The organism is Aporhodopirellula aestuarii, from assembly GCF_023701485.1.
Lineage (GTDB): Bacteria > Planctomycetota > Planctomycetia > Pirellulales > Pirellulaceae > Rhodopirellula > Rhodopirellula aestuarii.
Genome location: NZ_JAMQBK010000062.1, coordinates 147,199 through 164,217 on the forward strand (window position 1 = coordinate 147,199; position 17,019 = coordinate 164,217).

11 protein-coding genes are annotated in these 17,019 nt (G+C 54.8%); 8 read left to right on the forward strand and 3 right to left on the reverse strand.

Going from position 1 to position 17,019, the window contains the following annotated elements; all coding sequences use genetic code 11:
- Positions 1 to 409 precede the first annotated feature (409 nt).
- Both pflA and pflB read right to left on the reverse strand, forming a co-directional pair.
- A complete protein-coding gene (pflA, locus tag NB063_RS23310) occupies positions 410 to 1,282 on the reverse strand; it encodes a pyruvate formate-lyase-activating protein (RefSeq protein ID WP_250931306.1) in 873 nt (290 codons plus the stop codon).
- 108 nt (positions 1,283 to 1,390) lie between these two features.
- A complete protein-coding gene (gene pflB, locus NB063_RS23315; protein ID WP_322975281.1) occupies positions 1,391 to 3,754 on the reverse strand; it encodes a formate C-acetyltransferase in 2,364 nt (787 codons plus the stop codon).
- A gap of 314 nt (positions 3,755 to 4,068) precedes the next feature.
- On the opposite strand from pflB, the gene NB063_RS23320 reads away from it, so the two are divergent.
- Positions 4,069 to 5,073 (forward strand): alpha/beta hydrolase, encoded by a 1,005-nt coding sequence (locus tag NB063_RS23320; RefSeq protein WP_250931307.1) that lies wholly within the window; start codon positions 4,069 to 4,071, stop codon positions 5,071 to 5,073.
- A gap of 54 nt (positions 5,074 to 5,127) precedes the next feature.
- On the opposite strand, the gene NB063_RS23325 is transcribed toward NB063_RS23320, so the two are convergent.
- Positions 5,128 to 6,570: a sulfatase family protein gene (locus tag NB063_RS23325; RefSeq protein ID WP_250931308.1), complete on the reverse strand. Its 1,443-nt coding sequence runs from the start codon at positions 6,568 to 6,570 to the stop codon at positions 5,128 to 5,130.
- A gap of 153 nt (positions 6,571 to 6,723) precedes the next feature.
- Here NB063_RS23325 and NB063_RS23330 point away from each other — a divergent pair, with 153 nt between their 5' ends.
- The 7 genes from NB063_RS23330 to NB063_RS23360 all read left to right on the forward strand — a co-directional run bounded on the left by NB063_RS23330 (position 6,724) and on the right by NB063_RS23360 (position 16,627).
- Entirely contained in the window at positions 6,724 to 6,882 is a 159-nt protein-coding gene (locus tag NB063_RS23330; protein ID WP_250931309.1) for a hypothetical protein, read from the forward strand.
- Positions 6,883 to 7,203: 321 nt separating this feature from the next.
- Positions 7,204 to 8,637, forward strand: coding sequence for a sulfatase family protein (locus NB063_RS23335; RefSeq protein WP_250931310.1), 1,434 nt, complete (start codon positions 7,204 to 7,206; stop codon positions 8,635 to 8,637).
- Positions 8,638 to 8,986: 349 nt separating this feature from the next.
- Positions 8,987 to 9,535, forward strand: coding sequence for a sigma-70 family RNA polymerase sigma factor (locus NB063_RS23340; protein ID WP_250931311.1), 549 nt, complete (start codon positions 8,987 to 8,989; stop codon positions 9,533 to 9,535).
- Positions 9,536 to 9,539: 4 nt separating this feature from the next.
- On the forward strand, positions 9,540 to 11,252 hold the full coding sequence (locus NB063_RS23345; RefSeq protein WP_250931312.1) for a LamG domain-containing protein: 1,713 nt from the start codon (positions 9,540 to 9,542) through the stop codon (positions 11,250 to 11,252).
- A gap of 278 nt (positions 11,253 to 11,530) precedes the next feature.
- On the forward strand, positions 11,531 to 13,039 hold the full coding sequence (locus NB063_RS23350) for a sulfatase family protein (protein ID WP_250931313.1): 1,509 nt from the start codon (positions 11,531 to 11,533) through the stop codon (positions 13,037 to 13,039).
- A 10-nt stretch (positions 13,040 to 13,049) separates the two neighbouring features.
- Complete coding sequence (locus NB063_RS23355) at positions 13,050 to 14,507, forward strand: sulfatase family protein (protein ID WP_250931314.1); 1,458 nt, start codon at positions 13,050 to 13,052, stop codon at positions 14,505 to 14,507.
- Positions 14,508 to 14,671: 164 nt separating this feature from the next.
- A complete protein-coding gene (locus NB063_RS23360) occupies positions 14,672 to 16,627 on the forward strand; it encodes a glycoside hydrolase family 97 protein (protein ID WP_250931315.1) in 1,956 nt (651 codons plus the stop codon).
- The last annotated feature ends 392 nt before the right edge of the window (positions 16,628 to 17,019 follow it).

Consider the following 17,019-nt stretch of genomic DNA (forward strand, 5'->3'; position numbering starts at 1 on the left):
GATGCATCTGCGGCCGACGCACCCGATTGATTTCGGCAGGCGGGGCGAGCCTGCGATGGGGCAGAGTCTAGCACCCGACTGTGGTTCGGTACACGTGTTCGGTTGACTCAACTGGGGCGTCGGAGTCATGGAGTCGAGGAAGGGGCACCAGCGGCCTAAAACTTTCGCTGGCTTCCCGTTTACGAACCGTGAATACGCGGACGGCCCGCGCCGCGCCGCTACTCCGCCGTGTCAACACGGTTGAATAACGGGGGGCAGTGGGCGCGAGCCATCCGGTATGTCGAAGCGACACTGCATCAGGCGGGACGCAGCGTCGTACACGAAAAACGGGAGTGTTCTGAGGCCTTCCGCGTTTTTCGGGGGATTTTCGCAGTGAAATCGGTAGAGATAACAGTAGAGGGCGAAAACGTTAGCGGGTTGTCACACCCTCCTCGGAGAAAATTTGCCGGCAGGAGGCCATTTGTTCGGGGCTCGGCGCGGCGGTATCGCTTAATTGATATCGCATTCCCAGCTGTTCGTATTTGGATTCGCCCAATTTGTGAAACGGCAGTACTTCGACACGCTCAACGCTCGTAAGTCCCGCCACGAATTTGGCCACACCACGTACGTTCGCCTCGTCATCGGTGAGCCCGGGGACCAATACGAACCGAATCCACATGGACTTGCCAAGGTCGCTCAATCGCCTCGCGAAATCGAGTGTCGGTTGCAAGCTCACGCCGGTGGTTTCGCGATAAGTTTGCGGATCCGAACTTTTGATGTCGAGCAGCACCAGATCGACGCTTTCAAGCATTTCGTCCGATGCTCGGTGTCCTAAAAACCCGGACGTGTCCAGCGTCGTGTGGATCCCTTCCGCCTTGGCTCGGCGGAAAACGTCATGGACAAATTCGTTTTGCATCATGGGTTCGCCACCACTAATGGTGATCCCGCCCCGGCGAATGAAGTTTCGATATTTGACCACATCCTCGATCACGGATTCGGATGTTCTTATTTCGCCGTGCGGTTTGCCTTGAGCGTCCGGGTTGTGGCAATACTGGCAACGCAGTGGACACCCGCTCAGAAACAGCACGTATCTCAATCCCGGGCCGTCCACCGTGCCGCATGTTTCGATTGAGTGGACGAAACCGGAGCAAGGCACCGACTCAGGGGGTGATTCGGACGCATCCTCGTGTGCGGACGCGAGTCGTCGCTCACACCGATTGGTGCCTTTCGCCGAGTAATGGCTCAGCCACGATATGCCCGAGGCACACTCAAAAGGAGCAAGTGAAGGTCGTCGATCTTCCATGGAGTCAAATATTTTGAAGAGCTAATGAAAAGAGACGACGGGTGTCCGCGTCAGCCGGTCAAAACCGGTGTACGCGTCTACCCGTCCGTTGTGGGATACGCTTGGATGTCAGATCACACTGTGGAAAGTGCGGTTGATCACATCGAGTTGTTGTTCCCGAGTCAACTTGATGAAGTTGACCGCATAGCCAGATACTCGTACCGTCAATTGCGGGTACTTTTCAGGATGATCCATCGCGTCCCTGAGTGTCTCACGATCGAAGACGTTCACGTTGATGTGATGTCCGGTCTCGGCAAAGTAACCATCGAGCAAATTGACGAGGTTGTCCTGCCGCATCTGTGAGTCTTTGCCGAGCGCGTCGGGAACGATCGAGAACGTGTAAGAGATGCCATCCTGAGCATGGTCATAAGGCATCTTGGCAACCGAGGCCATTGCCGCGATGGCGCCTTTCTTATCTCGGCCGCTCATCGGATTGGCGCCCGGGGCAAACGGTTCGTCAGTTTTTCGCCCGTCGGGCGTGCTGCCCGTCTTCTTGCCATAGACGACGTTCGAAGTGATCGTCAGGACGGACTGCGTCGGTACCGAGTCTCGGTACATCGGTTGACGACGGACCTTTTCCATGAACCGTGTCATCAGGTCTGCGGCGATCGAGTCCACAGCGTCATCGTTGTTTCCGTATGCCGGATAATCGCCTTCGACTTCGTAGTCCACCGCCAGCCCGTCGTCATTTCGGATGATCCGCACGCGGGCGTTTTTGACCGCCGATAACGAATCCGCTGCGACCGACAATCCGGCGATACCGGTTGCCATCGTTCGGTAGATTTCTCGGTCATGCAACGCAAACATCAAGTGCTCAGGCGAGTACTTGTCGTGCATGTAGTGGATGATATTGAGAGCCTTCACGTAGGTTTCGGCGAGCCAATCCATAACCAAGTCGAACTTGGCGTCGAGTTCCCACAGGTCCAAGTATTCGCTGCGGATCGGTTCCATCGGCGGGGCGATTTGTTCGCCGCTTTTTTCATCACGACCGCCATTGATTGCGTACAGCATCGCTTTGGCAAGGTTCGCGCGGGCTCCAAAGAACTGCATTTGCTTGCCGATTCGCATTGCCGAAACGCAACATGCGATTCCATAGTCGTCGCCCCAATAGGGCCGCATCAGGTCATCGTTTTCATACTGGATCGAACTCGTTGAGATCGACACCTTGGCACAGAAATCTTTGAAAGCCTCAGGCAGATCTTGGCTCCACAGCACCGTCAGGTTGGGTTCCGGTGCGGTGCCGAGATTGGTCAGCGTGTGCAGCATGCGGAAACTTGTTTTAGTCACCAAGGGGCGGCCATCTTCGCCAACTCCACCGATGCTTTCCGTCACCCAGGTTGGGTCGCCCGAAAACAATTCGTCATAATCAGGCGTTCGGATAAAACGAACGATCCGCATCTTCATGACGAGGTGATCGATGATCTCCTGAGCTTCCGCTTCGGTCAGCGTTCCTTCGGCAATGTCTCGTTCGAAGTAAATGTCAAAGAAGTTGCTCACGCGTCCGAACGACATCGCGGCGCCGTTCTGTTCTTTGATCGCTCCGAGGTATCCAAAGTACGTCCACTGAACCGCTTCGCGTGCATTCGTGGCGGGGACCGAAATGTCAAACCCGTAGGCAGTTGCCATTTTCTTGAGGTCCGCCAACGCACGGACTTGGTCTTGCAATTCCTCACGTTCACGCACCCACGACTCACTGAACGCGTGGGATTCGATCGAGTGGAATTGTTGCTTTTTGTCTTCGATCAAACGATCGACACCATACAGGGCAACGCGACGATAATCGCCGATGATGCGGCCACGTCCGTAGCCGTCAGGCAGCCCCGTGACGATGCCGGCGCTTCGCGCTTTACGGATGTCGGCGGTGTAGCAATCGAAGACGCCGTCGTTATGGGTCTTGCGATGTTTTGCAAAAATATCTGCCGTCGCGGCATCCATTTCTCGTCCGTGGGCGAGCAACGCTTTCTGAGCGATTCGAACACCGCCGTAAGGCAGCATGGCACGTTTAAGCGGTGCGTCGGTTTGCACACCGACAATCTGTTCGAGATCGCGGTTAATGTAGCCGGGACCATGCGAAGTCAGTTTGCCGACAACGATCGTGTCCGCATCGAGGACTCCGCCAGCTTGGCGTTCCTGTTCAAGCAGGTCTTTTAGTTCGTCCCAGAGTTGCCGCGTCCGCTCGGTCGGGTCGGCGAGGAACTGATCATCACCCGCATAGGGTGTGTAGTTTTTTTGGATGAAGTCGCGAACGTCGATCTCATTTTCCCAATTGCCTAGCCGAAACTGCCGCCAAGCGTCGCGTTGAGGGATGTCGGATTTTGGTTCGTTGTTTTTTGAATTGGCGAGCGTCGAAACTGCGGGTGCGTTCGGCAGGGTGGTGGACATCGTATCAATCGGCTCCGTCGATAAGTTGATAAAGTTTGTGGTCTGTTTCATACCTTTTGGTTTTCATCGTCTCCGTCTTGCAATCGAGATGCCGCGGTTGCCGGGGCATGCGTTGGGGGAGCGACGGGCTCCGCGACGTCCGATTTAGGGTGTGGTGAGTGCCCGTCGAGTGTCAGGACAAATTGACGCAAGGGCGGCAGCGTGCGATCTCGCACGCAAACAGGAAGGCGTGGGGTGGCGGAGGTGTGCGGGAACGTCCGAGCGTGCGTTCCGGAGCAATTGCCTGCAACCACGGTCGATATCAGTTAGAATGCGGGCAAGCTCTCTTCGATACGTGTCCCTCTTTTCCCCACGCATAGATCCCGATGTCTCAACGTCGCCCCCTCGATTGCTGCCGCTCACGTTCTTCCCTCGGATCAGGCCCCTACCTCGGATTTCGTCGCGTCACCGCAGCGGTTGCGATCGGTCTGGTCGCTGTTTTCTCGGTGATCGCGTTGTCCTCCCCCATCGCTGCCCAAACGCGGGGCAAGAGCGCCGCGAAGGAGGAGGAGGATCCGGCGCTCAAGCCACGACCCGAGAAATTGGTCACGAAGGACAACGTCAATCTCAGCACGTTCTATTTCCCGTCCAAATTGGGGAAGGAAGCGCCGCCCGTCATTCTGGTCCACGAATGGAAAGGCCAAGCCGCACCGTACCTAAAACTGTGCATGGCCCTTCGTGAAGCTGGGTTTGCGGTTTTGGTGGTCGAGTACCGTGGGCACGGCAACAGCAAGACATTCACGGATGTATCGGGGAATCAGGAGAACTTCAACATTGCAACGATGGGCCGCCGAGACGTCGACGCGATCGTGCGTTTCGACATCGAGGAAGCGAAGCAATTTCTCAAAGGAGAGAACAACGCCGGCCGGCTCAATCTGAACGCGTTGTGCATGATCGGGATCAAAGAAGGATCGATCATCGCCGGTTATTGGGCGGCTCGCGACTGGAAAATCCCTAGCGTCGGTCGGATGAAACAAGGCCAAGACGTGAAGGCGTTGGTTTATGTTTCACCGGAGAAGAATCTCAACGGTCTCTCGATGAACATGCCCGTCACGGATATGGCTCTGGTTCGGCTTCCCACGCTGATTATCGCCGGCAAAGACAGTTCGCAGGGCAAAGATGCCGAACGCATGGGTAGTCGTCTCGAGACTGTCAAAAAGAAACTTCATCGCGGATCCGCAGTGGGATTTGAGATGGTGTTGCCGCAAACCAACTTGAGCGGACCCGCTTTGGTGAACGAAGAATCAACGGTCATTCCAAAGATCATCGAGTTCCTCAAAGCAAACGTCCGCATCAGCAAGACGGAAAACCCCTGGATCGAACGTCAGTAAGAGTTCGCTGGCTTGTTTACCCCGCTGGCGTTGATGAGCGGCTGGTGCCGAGTGTTACTGCACTGAACGCGTGCGTCCATCGGCCCGAGCTTTCGCCAAGGCTGCCGAGAGTCGTTCGATGACTTCTGGATTTTTGCTGGCGAGATTTTTGGTTTCGCCGCGGTCTTCGGAGAGATCGAACAGTTCGTGGACCTTCTTGCCGTTGTCTGTGGACTCGATCAACTTCCAACGACCCGCTCGAATTGCGATCGCGTTGTCCTTCGTGTCGCCTTGGACAAAGGCGATCTCGCGAAGCGGTTGTTCCGGTTTCGTATCGAGCAACGCCGGCAGGATGCTGAACGAGTCCTCCCCGGCGTCGTCAGGGAGTGGGGTATCGAGAATGTCGGCAATCGTGGCCATCATGTCAGTCAGGCACACTAATTGGGTCGACAGCGAGTCCGGCGCGACTTTGCCGGGCCAACGGGCGATAAACGGGATACGGTGTCCGCCTTCGTAAGGAGAGCCTTTGCCGTCATGCCAGGGACCGTTGGTATAGTGTCCCATCGCCCGAGCATCCAGTTTTGCGGTTTTGAACTTTTCGCGGATGTTGTGTGAATCGACCGCGAGGTTGAGGACAGTGTCCTGTGTTCCCTTAAAATCTTTCGGGCTGTTACCGTTATCACTCGTAAAGATAAGCAGGGTATTGTCGGCGATTTTTAGTTCGTCGAGCGTGTCGATGATTTCGCCCACGTGGAAATCGAGTTCTTGGACGTAGTCCCCAAGCAATCCCGCCTGGCTCGTACCGCGAAATGGTGCTGCGGGAGTCACGTGGGTGTGCGGGGCGCAGGGAGTGAAGTAGAGAAAGAATGGCGTGTCCGAATTTTCACGAATGAACTCGATCGCTTTCTCGGTCAATCGCGTGTCGACCTGATCTTCAACGCGTGGTTCGGCCAAACCCGATGGGAATACCTGCCCCTTCACAACCTCTAGTTTTTTGCCAGGTTCGAGACCGAAAAAGTCGTGGTTCTCAACGAACGCGCGATACTGATCGTTGTGATTGGTGGGGACTCCAAAGTGGTAACTGAAGCCGGCTTCGAGTGGACCGGGACTCAGTGGTTTTTCCCAATTCGGGCCGTAGCCGAGATGCCATTTGCCCACCGCGGCTGACCGGTATCCGTGCTCTTTGACGAGTGACGCCAAGGTCATTCGGCCTGGTTCGAGCCGGTAACCGTTTCCTTTGCGATGCAGACGCCACGGTGATTGTCCGGTCATCAGTCCGTAGCGGGATGGCGAACAAACCGACGCCGCCGAGTGGGCGTCGATGAACATCATGCCTTCACTGGCCAACGTATCAATGTTGGGCGTCTGAATCTTCGTGGCACCGAAGCAACTCACGTCACCGTATCCCAGATCGTCTGCCATGATGATGACGATGTTGGGATGCGGCGGAGCGGCAAACGCGGTGACCGAACCGAAGAAGAACGCGAGAAGACCGAGGAGGTACATGTTGGTTCGCATGGGGAATCAGTTACGTGTGGAATAGGTTGACAAGAAACGTCGCAGGCCAGATCGAATGGACCGCGGGGCCGGCGGCAGGCAGGGCGGCGCGTTGCGGACATTCTAAAGCAGTGAGTCGGTCGATTTTGCTGATTTTGAACCAAACGAGAATCATTGGCCACTGTTTTTAGGCTCGATTTCATCGAATTCGCACACTTGGTCTCCGTCGTGATGGTGACGGCGATGACGCTCAACGCATGGGCGAATCCCGTTGTCGCGATTGAGGATGGGGTGCAATTGGAAGAGGTGTCTAGGGAGGTGGCGTTCTCTTGACCAGTGGATTAATGTTGGAATCAACGCCGGTCGGTTGACGCAAATCGGTATGGGGGTGGCGGAAAACGTCATTGGGAAACGCAGTGCGCGAACGACAATGTTGTCGTTGATCGTGCTCCTCGTGACCTGCTCTCCTGCCGATCGATGAAGTCCGTTGATCGTCCGGTAATCACCGTGCTTTTCTGATTGCAATGAATGCTTGCTGCGTGGCCGTGAGCGAGCCCATCGTCGCCGAATGTGTCAATCTGTTCAGAGTTGCCCGATACCCGATCGATCCGAAGCCGTCTTGTCTCAACGAATATCCCCAACCTCGATTCACGAATGAGTCCATTGATGATGTGCAAAAAGATGTTCTTGGTCGCGATCTGTGTTGCCTTGTTTGGTCTCGCCGTCGATTCGGCGTCGGCGGATGAGGCGTCATCCAAACCGAACATCGTGTTTATCTTCGGCGACGATTGGGGATGGGGCGATTTGGGTTGTCACGGTCACCCGTATGTGAAGACGCCGAATCTCGATCGGTTGGCTCGCGAGGGCACCGATTACCAGCGATTTACGGTTGCCAGTGGTGTTTGTTCGCCGAGTCGAACCGCAGTCATGACGGGGCATTTTCCGGCACGCTTTAATATCGACGGTCACTTTGCGTGGGTGCCCAGTAACGCCAAACGCAACATGCCCGATTGGCTCGATCCGCAGACGGTGACGATGCCGAGATTATTGCAGTCGGCCGGTTACGCGACCGCTCACTTCGGTAAATGGCATTTGTCCAACGACATGATTCCGGATTCGCCATCTCCGATGGAATATGGCTACGACCGTTACGGTGCATTTAATTGTTCGGGCGAACAAATGCCGGTGCACGAAGATGCCGATAACGCGACTGACTTCATCCACAGCAGTGTCGATGCGGGTAAACCGTTCTTTATCAATTTGTGGGTGCACGAACCACACACGCCATTTCACGTTGTGCCGAAGTACCGTTGGAAATATCGCGACAGCGGTTTGGAAGAAGCCGATGAGATCTATGCGTCGGTGCTGACTCACGCCGACGAACGCATCGGCGAAGTTCTTGATACTCTCGATCGGTTGAACTTGACTGAAAACACGCTGGTGATCTTCAGTTCCGACAACGGGCCTGCGCGAGGCTCGGCGTCGGCGTCACTGGATCTGATGTATGACACGGCAACCGGGGCAGGCTTCGGAATCGCGGCGTCGAAAGGAATCACAGCCGGACGGAAGGGGTATAAGGCCTCGTTGTTTGAAGGCGGGATCAACGTTCCATTCATTGCCCGTTGGCCAGGAAAGATCGCAGCGGGAAAGGTGGATGACGAACTGATGATTTCAGCGGTTGACCTGTTGCCGACCTTTTGCGAGGTCGCCGGTGCTCCGCTTCCTGTAGGTTACCAACCCGATGGGATCAGTCAGCTTGCGGGACTACAAGGCAAGGAAAGCCAAGGTCGCAGCAAACCGCTGTTCTGGAAAATGGGGAACAAAGGCAAACCGACGCAGCGGAATCCTTTTCACTGGGTGTCGTACTGCATCGTGTTCCAAAATTGGAAACTTCTTGCCAACGAAGACTCCTCCTATTTCGAGCTCTATGACATCGTCAGCGATCCGTACGAGAAGGTGGACCTAAAAGAGTCCAAGCCTGAAGTGGCGGCCCAGTTGCTGGAGGAAATTGCAAATTGGAAAGAGACGTTGCCGACAAAACCGGACTCAAAAACGTTCTCGTCGCTTCGGAACGAACCCTCCAAATAAAGTTCGGCCGCGTGACTCGTTGATCATGCCAGGGCATCGTCTCGCCGACTTGCTCGTGAGCGATTTCGTGTGACGCACCGGTCTCGCCTGCAGGGGTGATCTTCGGAGATCGGTCGGTTCTTCGTTTCAGCTTGATTCGTCATGCGAGCCGTCTGGCGATTCGCGATAGCGGAAACTCTTATTCGTGGTGCCGCCATTCTCTGCGGTTTCTGACCACCTGGGGGGCTCATGTGAGGGGCCTTCGTCTGAACGCATTTTGGCCGATGGTCGGATTCGGCGGAGATTTTCCGGAATTTTTGTAAACGATGGCGCTGCGTGGAATCTATATCCAGACGAAGGAAATTTTATCTTGACTGACCCTGGCTTAGACCTCGAACGCAACCAGCGTTTCATCGGACTACTGGCGCGGACGGAGCATATCGTTCGACGGTTCGCTCGTGGACTTCTTCCGGGAGGGGATGGTCTTGATGATGTTCTCCAAGAGACGGCGTTGGAGGCCTGGAAGAAGTTCTCTGATTTTGAATCGAACGAGTTGGGCGGGACGGCCAACGACTTCGCTTGTTGGGTTTGCGTGATCGCTCGCTACAAGGTGCTTAGCTATCAGCGTGATAGGTCACGTGACCGGATCGTCTTTCGAGACGAATTGCTCGCTGAATTGGCTGACCTGGCGCTCGGCGGGCTGGGCTCACAAGAGGATGAACTGAACGCTGTTGAAGATTGCCTCGAAAAGATGGGTGAGAAGTCTCGGAGGCTTTTGTTAAGCGTCCATCGATGTGGTGATTCGGTTGCAAAGATCGCAGAAGAAACTCAGAAGAAGCCTCGACAGCTCTACTATCAAATCAATTTGCTGCGTTCTGCATTGCTAGACTGCGTGCGGATGAGAATGGCTGAGGATTAACAACATGGATAAAGAACTGCGTGACTTGATCTATCAAACGATCGACAACACGATTTCCCCCAGCGATTTTGATCGGCTGCAAGACGCAATGTTGGGCAATGTGGAGTTGCAACAAGAGTATCTCCGCGCGGTGAACGTTTGTGAAATTCTGTCCGATCCGAGCACGCTCCAATCAGAGACGCTGGCAGTCACGCTACCCGAGAGGCCGAGTGTCCTGTCACGAGTCGTTGGCATGCGACGAACGTTCATAAAAGCAGCCCTGGTTGCGGCCGCGACATTGTTGGTCACGTTGACGTTGCAGTCTTATGTGGGGATCCAGGCTCGGGTTGCATCGCCGATTGCAGTCAGCAGCGTCATCAATCAGCAACCTGTCGTCCACCGCGGGCTTGCTCGGATTGTCCAACGTGTCGACTGTGTTCTCGAAGTTGAGAAATGGGGTGCAACGACGTCGGAGGAATTTCATCCGGGGGAATCGATAGCGATTTCCCAAGGACTGCTCGCTGTCGAATTCAACAACGGCGTCGTTGTCACGTTGGAGGGCCCCGCCGAGCTCGAAATTGTTACAGCCGAGAGTGCGTTTCTACATACCGGGAAGCTTTCCGCGTTGGTGCCCGAATCGGCCTACGGTTTTGAGATCATCACACCGTCGGCGCACTGCTTGGCGGATGGCAAGGAATTCGGCGTCAGTGTCGATGGGACTGGAAATACCGAAGCACATGTCTTTGACGGAGAAGTTGAGTTAGTGCCGACTCGAAGCATCGTGGGCCGAAGCAACGGCACAGTAGAGAGCGACGATCGACTGACCCAGGGTTTTCGCATGCGAGCGTTGATGGCCGCGCAGGTGCCCAGCAGACGAGTCCGTCTCGACGAGCCTTGGTTCGTAACGATACCGGCTGACCGCAGCCGTTTCGTTCGGATTCCCGGCCGGGATGACGAGGTGCGATCGGACATTCCAGTTACCAATTTGCCATTGACTGACGATCTGATTCTCTGGTTCGAAGCGAGTCAGGGGGTCCAACGCGACAATCAGTCTCGCGTGATCTCGTGGAGCAACCTCGCTGATCGCTCATCGGAAGATCTGGGCTCGCAGAAGTCGCAGCCCGCCGCGTGGCAGGTCAACCCGTCCCAGCGTCCACTGTGGAAACCGCATACTTACCCCGTTTTGAGACATCCGCATGGTTGGCCTTCGATCCAATTCGGTGGCCGAAAGAACGAAGAGTTTCTGGTGACATCACCCGTCGAAGTGGGCGACGATTTTACCGCTTTCGTTATCGCCAGTTTGCGATTTGGAAAAGGTGGCACGTTGTTGAAACTACAAGGTCAGTCTTCGTTCCGAATTTCACAGACACTAAGTCAACCCAAGTTTGTTGCCTCCTCGACCACGACGAAGAATGACAAAGCATCCAGTTACCAGCGTTCGGCGATCAAAGGTGAATCGAACTTGCCCGACATGTTAGTTCTATGTGCGGTGCAGTACAGCCACCAAAACAACACCTTTGACCTGTACGTTGACGGACGACTCCAAGGTTCCGCGACCCCGTTGGGGAGTCCGCCGAAAAAAGGCACTCACATCTTTGGCGCAGGCGGTTCAGGCGACCGGTTCTTCTTCTCCGGAAACATCGCCGAACTCATCGTTTATAATCACATGCTCGACGCCGCTCACTTCCAAGATGCAACGGACGCGCTGCTTGAAAAGTACGAATTGTCGACTCGATAACCAGCCGTTCGGCATCGAGTCTCAATGAATTGGGATGTCCAGCGTGTCGCATTTGTCGAGGAAGTGAACGCAGAGCGGATTTTGTTGGCTGCGAGTTGAGCCAGCCTGTTCGGTCGCATTGAGTAAGAGGCTGTGCGCTTGGTCAATGATTTCGAGTCTGTTTGCTTCATCCTCGCCCGTACTGCGTCAATCGCACTCAAGTCAGTGTGGCCGGCCAATACCGGTTACAATTCCTATCGAATCCAGGACCTCACCAGTTTCCCCCACTTGTGCCTATCATGATGTATCGATTTGTTTCGGTTTTCTGTGTGTTATTTGCCGCGACGATTGTCTCAGCCGATGATCGTCCGAACATCCTCTGGATCTTTTCTGAGGATCTCTCGCCGTTCATGGGTTGTTACGATGATCCCATCAATGCGGGACACACGCCCGCGATCGACGAACTCGCCTCCAATGGCGTGCTTTTCAAACGTGTGTTTGTTCCTGCACCGGTTTGCTCGGCTTGTCGTTCGGCGATCATTACCGGTGTGATGCAAACCACGACGGGGACGCACCAACACCGGTCGGGACGGTTTACGAACGGGCAAATCGTTCCAGAGAATTTGCGGATCGAGTTGCCCGACGGGATCAAGACGATTCCGGAGTTGATGCGATCCGCTGGGTATTTCACCTTCAACAGTGGCAAAGACGACTACAACTTTCACTACGATCGGCGCGAACTCTACACAGTCGGTAACAAGCCTGACTATCGAGCCGGCATGAACGGTTGGCAAGGGAATACGGCTCATCGCAACATGTCGGTAACCGAGGACACGTGGAACGCGCGGCCCGACAAAGATCAACCGTGGTTTGGCCAGATCGAGATCAAAGGCGGTAAGGCCAATGCGAAACACGTTCGTGAGGGCGAGTTGTTGGCGGTCGACGAAGTTCCTTTGCCACCGTACTTCCCCGATACACCGGGCCACCGTGCCTCGTGGACGATGCACTACAATGCCGCTCGTGGTGCCGATGCTCGCGTCGACGAAATTTTGGCGCAGCTTGAAGCCGACGGTGAACTTGACCGCACGATTGTTTTCTTCTTTTCCGATCACGGCAGCAATCACTCGCTGCGACACAAACAGTTTTGCTATGAAGGCGGCGTCCATGTTCCGCTAGTCATCAAAGGCGGTCATCCGATATTGAAAGCGGGAACGGTGCGGAACGATCTGGTTTCGGGACTTGATATATCAGCCACCACGCTGGCTTTGGGTGGCGTCGAGATCCCCGAATATTTGGACGGGCATGATTTATTCGGTACGCAATTTAAACCGCGTGAGTATGTCATATCGGCTCGCGATCGATGCGACTACACCATCGACCGCATTCGCACCGTGCGGACAGATAAACTTCGCTATATTCGCAATTACTTCCCTGATCGTCCGATGCTGCAAGCGCAGTACCGCGACAACAAAGTGGAAGTACTTGATCTCAAGCGGTTGCATGCGGCCGGACAACTCACCGATTACCAGGATGAGCACTGGTTCGGCGTTCGCCCTGAGGAGGAGCTTTACGACCTCGAGTCCGATCCGCACCAAATCAACAACTTGGCGTCCGAGCCCGCGTACCACGACGAACTGATTCGTCATCGTGAAATACTCGAGGGCTGGATCAAGAATACGAACGACCAAGGGCAGTATCCCGAATCGGTCGAGCAATTAAAGGCCACGTACGACCTTTGGAAAAACAAACCCATCTTCCGTGACGCGGATGTGAATCCCGAGTATGACCAGTTCCGCAACGATTCGTGATCGAACACCTATGAAATTCCAGACTCTTCTGTCGATCGCGAGTGCCTTCGTGATCGCCTTGCTGTCTTCCATATCGTGTTCGTCATTTGCCGACGAACGTCCTAACGTTGTGTGGATCATCTCGGATGATTTGTGCCCGGAGCTAGGGTGCTATGGATACCCGGACGTTGCAACGCCGAATATCGATTGCTTAGCGAGCGAGGGGACGCGTTATACCCACGCATTCTCGACCGCCCCGGTTTGTTCAGCATCACGAACAGCGTTTCAAACCGGACGTTATCAAACGACAGTGGGTGGCCATCACCATGACACGCGAGACATCCCTGTCTTGCCAGACGATGTTCCGACCGTCACGGGCCTGATGCAGAAGGCGGGCTACTTCGTCTGTAACGGGAATGGAAAGAAGACAGACGTCAAGTTTGCCAAATCGCACCTGAACTTTGCCTATACGCCGAAGGAGTTCTTTGATGGCGTTGATTGGTCGGCGCGGAGTGAGGGACAGCCGTTTTTCGCTCAAGTGCAAATCAAAGAACCACACCGTGAGTTCGTTCAGAGCACGCGTGAGTATCCCCACGCGCCAATTCCGCCGTACTACCCCGATCACTCGGTGACGCGGGCGGACTGGGCAAACTATCTCGCCAGTATCGAGGTGCTTGACTGGAAAGTGGGTGGCGTGCTCGATCGTCTCGAAGAGGAGGGATTGGCCGACAACACGCTGGTGATCTTCTTTGGCGATCATGGGCGGCCGCATGTTCGAGGAAAACAGTGGCTGTACGACGGAGGTCTGCACGTGCCGCTGATTGTGCGTTGGCCAGGGAAGGTGGCGGCAGGTGCCGTGGACGACCGGCTCGCGTCGCTGTTGGATTTGATGCCGACGACATTGGCGGCAGCAAATGTGCCGTCCCCTGATCTTCCGGGACTCAACCTTTTGGATAGAACGTCGACGGGCCATGAGCAGTTGTTTGCGGCCCGAGATCGATGTGGAGATGCCCCCGACCGAATTCGCAGCGTTCGCACGAAACGTTTTAAGTACATTCGGAACTTCCATCCCGATCGGCCGTACATGCAGCTGAGCAGCTACAAGAAACTGTCCTACCCCGTCGAAACGGTGATGAAGGTCCTGCATGCCAGTGGGCAATGGAGTTCACCGTTCATGGCGGAGACCAGACCTGAAGAAGAATTGTATGACCTTCAAGACGATCCGTTTGAGATGCACAATTTGGCGACTGATCCCGAATATGCGAGCCAACTCGGCGAACTGCGAGCTTCGGTCGATCGATGGATCGAAGAGACTGGCGACAAAGGCGCCATCGACGAAAGTAAGACCGTCGACATGGACTCATTGATGGCGGAAAAACGCCGATGGTATGAGAAGACAATGGAAAAACGAGGTCTCGCACCCGACATCTCCGATGTTGAATATTTGCGGTGGTGGGAGCGAAAACTGGGGGGTGAAACGCCTGAGTAACTCCGTCTGTCGTTGGGTTTGCTGTGTGGTCCGGCAAACGTTCAAGAAGCTCGCGTGGCTCAGTCGAATCGCTTTCCAAAATGCGTCGCGATGACATTCATGGTCGCCATCTACCATTGTTTGTAAATTGCAGAAGTTTCTCTCTTACTCATAGCGTGCTGCGAATGGGCAACTCCCTGATTCCAACTTATCTCGCGTTCATCGTTGGTTTGTTCGCGGCGGGCATATCGCAGGCGGGAACAATGACGAGTCCCGACGGTCAGGTTGCCGTGTCGGTGTTCGTCAATGAAGGGGATGTGCTTTGCTATTCAGTCAAATGGAAGAGCGAAGACATCGTTGAACCCTCTCCGTTGGGCGTCACGGTAGACGGAGTCGATTTCGGGAAACGGGTCAGCATCGGTTCACCCACGATGTCGTCGGTCGATGAGACTTACGCGACGCGAGGCGTCCATCACTTGGCTCGCAATCATTTCCATAGTTGGCTCTATCCGATCACGCATTTGGATAGCGGTCGACAATGCGATCTAGAGTTTCGCGTTTACGACGATGCAGTGGCGGTGCGATACACCGTGCGAGGTGAGGGGACTCAGCATGTCGATCGAGAGAGTTCGAGTTGGAAGCTGATGGATGGTGCCACGGCGTGGTACTTTGAACGGCTGACGAAAGGCTGGAAGTTGAAATCTTATGCCGGCGAATGGCTCTCGACGGACGTGGGAGAATTGCATCGGGTTTCTCCGGTGGGGCCGATTCAAGGCACTCCGATCATCTTAGAGCTTCCCCGTCAAATCGGCTACGCCGTAATCACAAAGGCCGCGACCTACAACTACAGCGGCATGCGATTGCGGGCGACGAGTAATCGAACCTTGGTGGCCGATTTCACCGAAGGGGAGAAAGGGTTTGACGTCGAAGGCACGATTGTGACTCCGTGGCGAGTCACCATGTTGGCGGATGATCTCAACGAACTTGTTAACAGTGATTTGATTAAGAATCTTAATCCGCCCCCCGATGCCAAACTTTTCACCGATGTCGATTACATCAAGTCAGGACGCACCGTTTGGAGTTGGGAAACGCTCGGTCTCGGTGACCCAACGACACAGCGACGATTCATCGATCTGGCCGCCGAAATGGGGTTTGAATACACAACCATTGATGACGGATGGAAGAACTGGGATGCACCGTGGGATACCATCGGCAAACTATGCAAACACGCCCACGAAATGGGCGTCGGCGTGTGGTTGTGGGTGCATTCGGCGGACATCATGGATCCAGCAAACGATTATCAACAAATGCGGATGTACTTTGCCCAAGTCGCTGAGGTGGGCGCGGTTGGCCTGAAGATTGATTTCATGAACGGTGAGTCAAAAGAACTGGTTGATTTTGAAGTCGCGGTTTTGCAAAACGCCGCGAAGTATCGGCTGATGATCAACTTTCATGGTTGTCACGCCTCAACGGGCGAAGAACGGACCTATCCCAATGAAATGACCCGTGAAGGGATTCGCGGTATCGAAGTGAACAAAATGAAAGAGGGGCCGCTGCCTGCATCCCACAACGCCGCTTTACCGTTCACGCGATTTGTGGTGGGTCACGCGGACTACACGCCCGTGCTGTTTTCTAATCCTGGACCGACGACGTGGGCACATCAGGCGGCAACACTGGTGTTATTCACTTCTGGATTGCAGACGTATGCGGAACATCCTGACACGATGATGCGTCATCCGATTCTCAAAGATGCGTTCACGGTGATCAGCGATATACCTGCCGTTTGGGATGAAACGCGTGTTCTTCCCGGGAGTCAAATTGGAAAACTCGCGGTAATGGCACGGCGTCGCGATCAAGACTGGTTTGTTGGAATTCTCAACGGGGAGCAAGCAACCAAAGGCTATTCGTTAAGTCCTTCGTTTCTAGACGAAGGTCAATACAAAATGGAGATCGTTTGCGATGATCTACAGCGTCGCGGCGTCGATCTTGTCGGGATGAATCCCAAGGCGGTGCTCCACGAATTCACCACCGCCGTGCCGCTGCGTGTTGAGACACGGGCATCGCGTCGCGGGCAAGATGTGCTGGTGCAGCTTGCGCCAGGAGGCGGCTATGTCGCCCGGTTTACCAAAGTGGTGAACTAATCGTCCCTGTTTCAATTTGCTCGCTCGGCCGATTCAGGTAAACAACCGGCTTGCTCAAACTTCGCGTGAGTATTCGCAATCGTTGTGCTTCGCAATCGCAGCTTACGCGAATCAGTATCGGTGCTCGATCGCTTTGTCTATAGATGCTGCGCAACCGGCTAGCGTGTACTGGTTTGCGCATGAAGTTGGCTTGCGTTTTAACGCATTGAGATGAACGACGCTCACCGACGTTACACGGTGCGCGGACTGCTAACGAAGCAGCTACGGAAAAATTTCGGGAAAACGCGTGGCTTTTTGAAGTAAATGCGTTGGCCGCCGGAATCATAGGGTTAGGGGAGTTGAGATTTGCCTTAGGCGCGTCCCTCCCCTTGAGCTTTTCTCTTTTCCTTTTA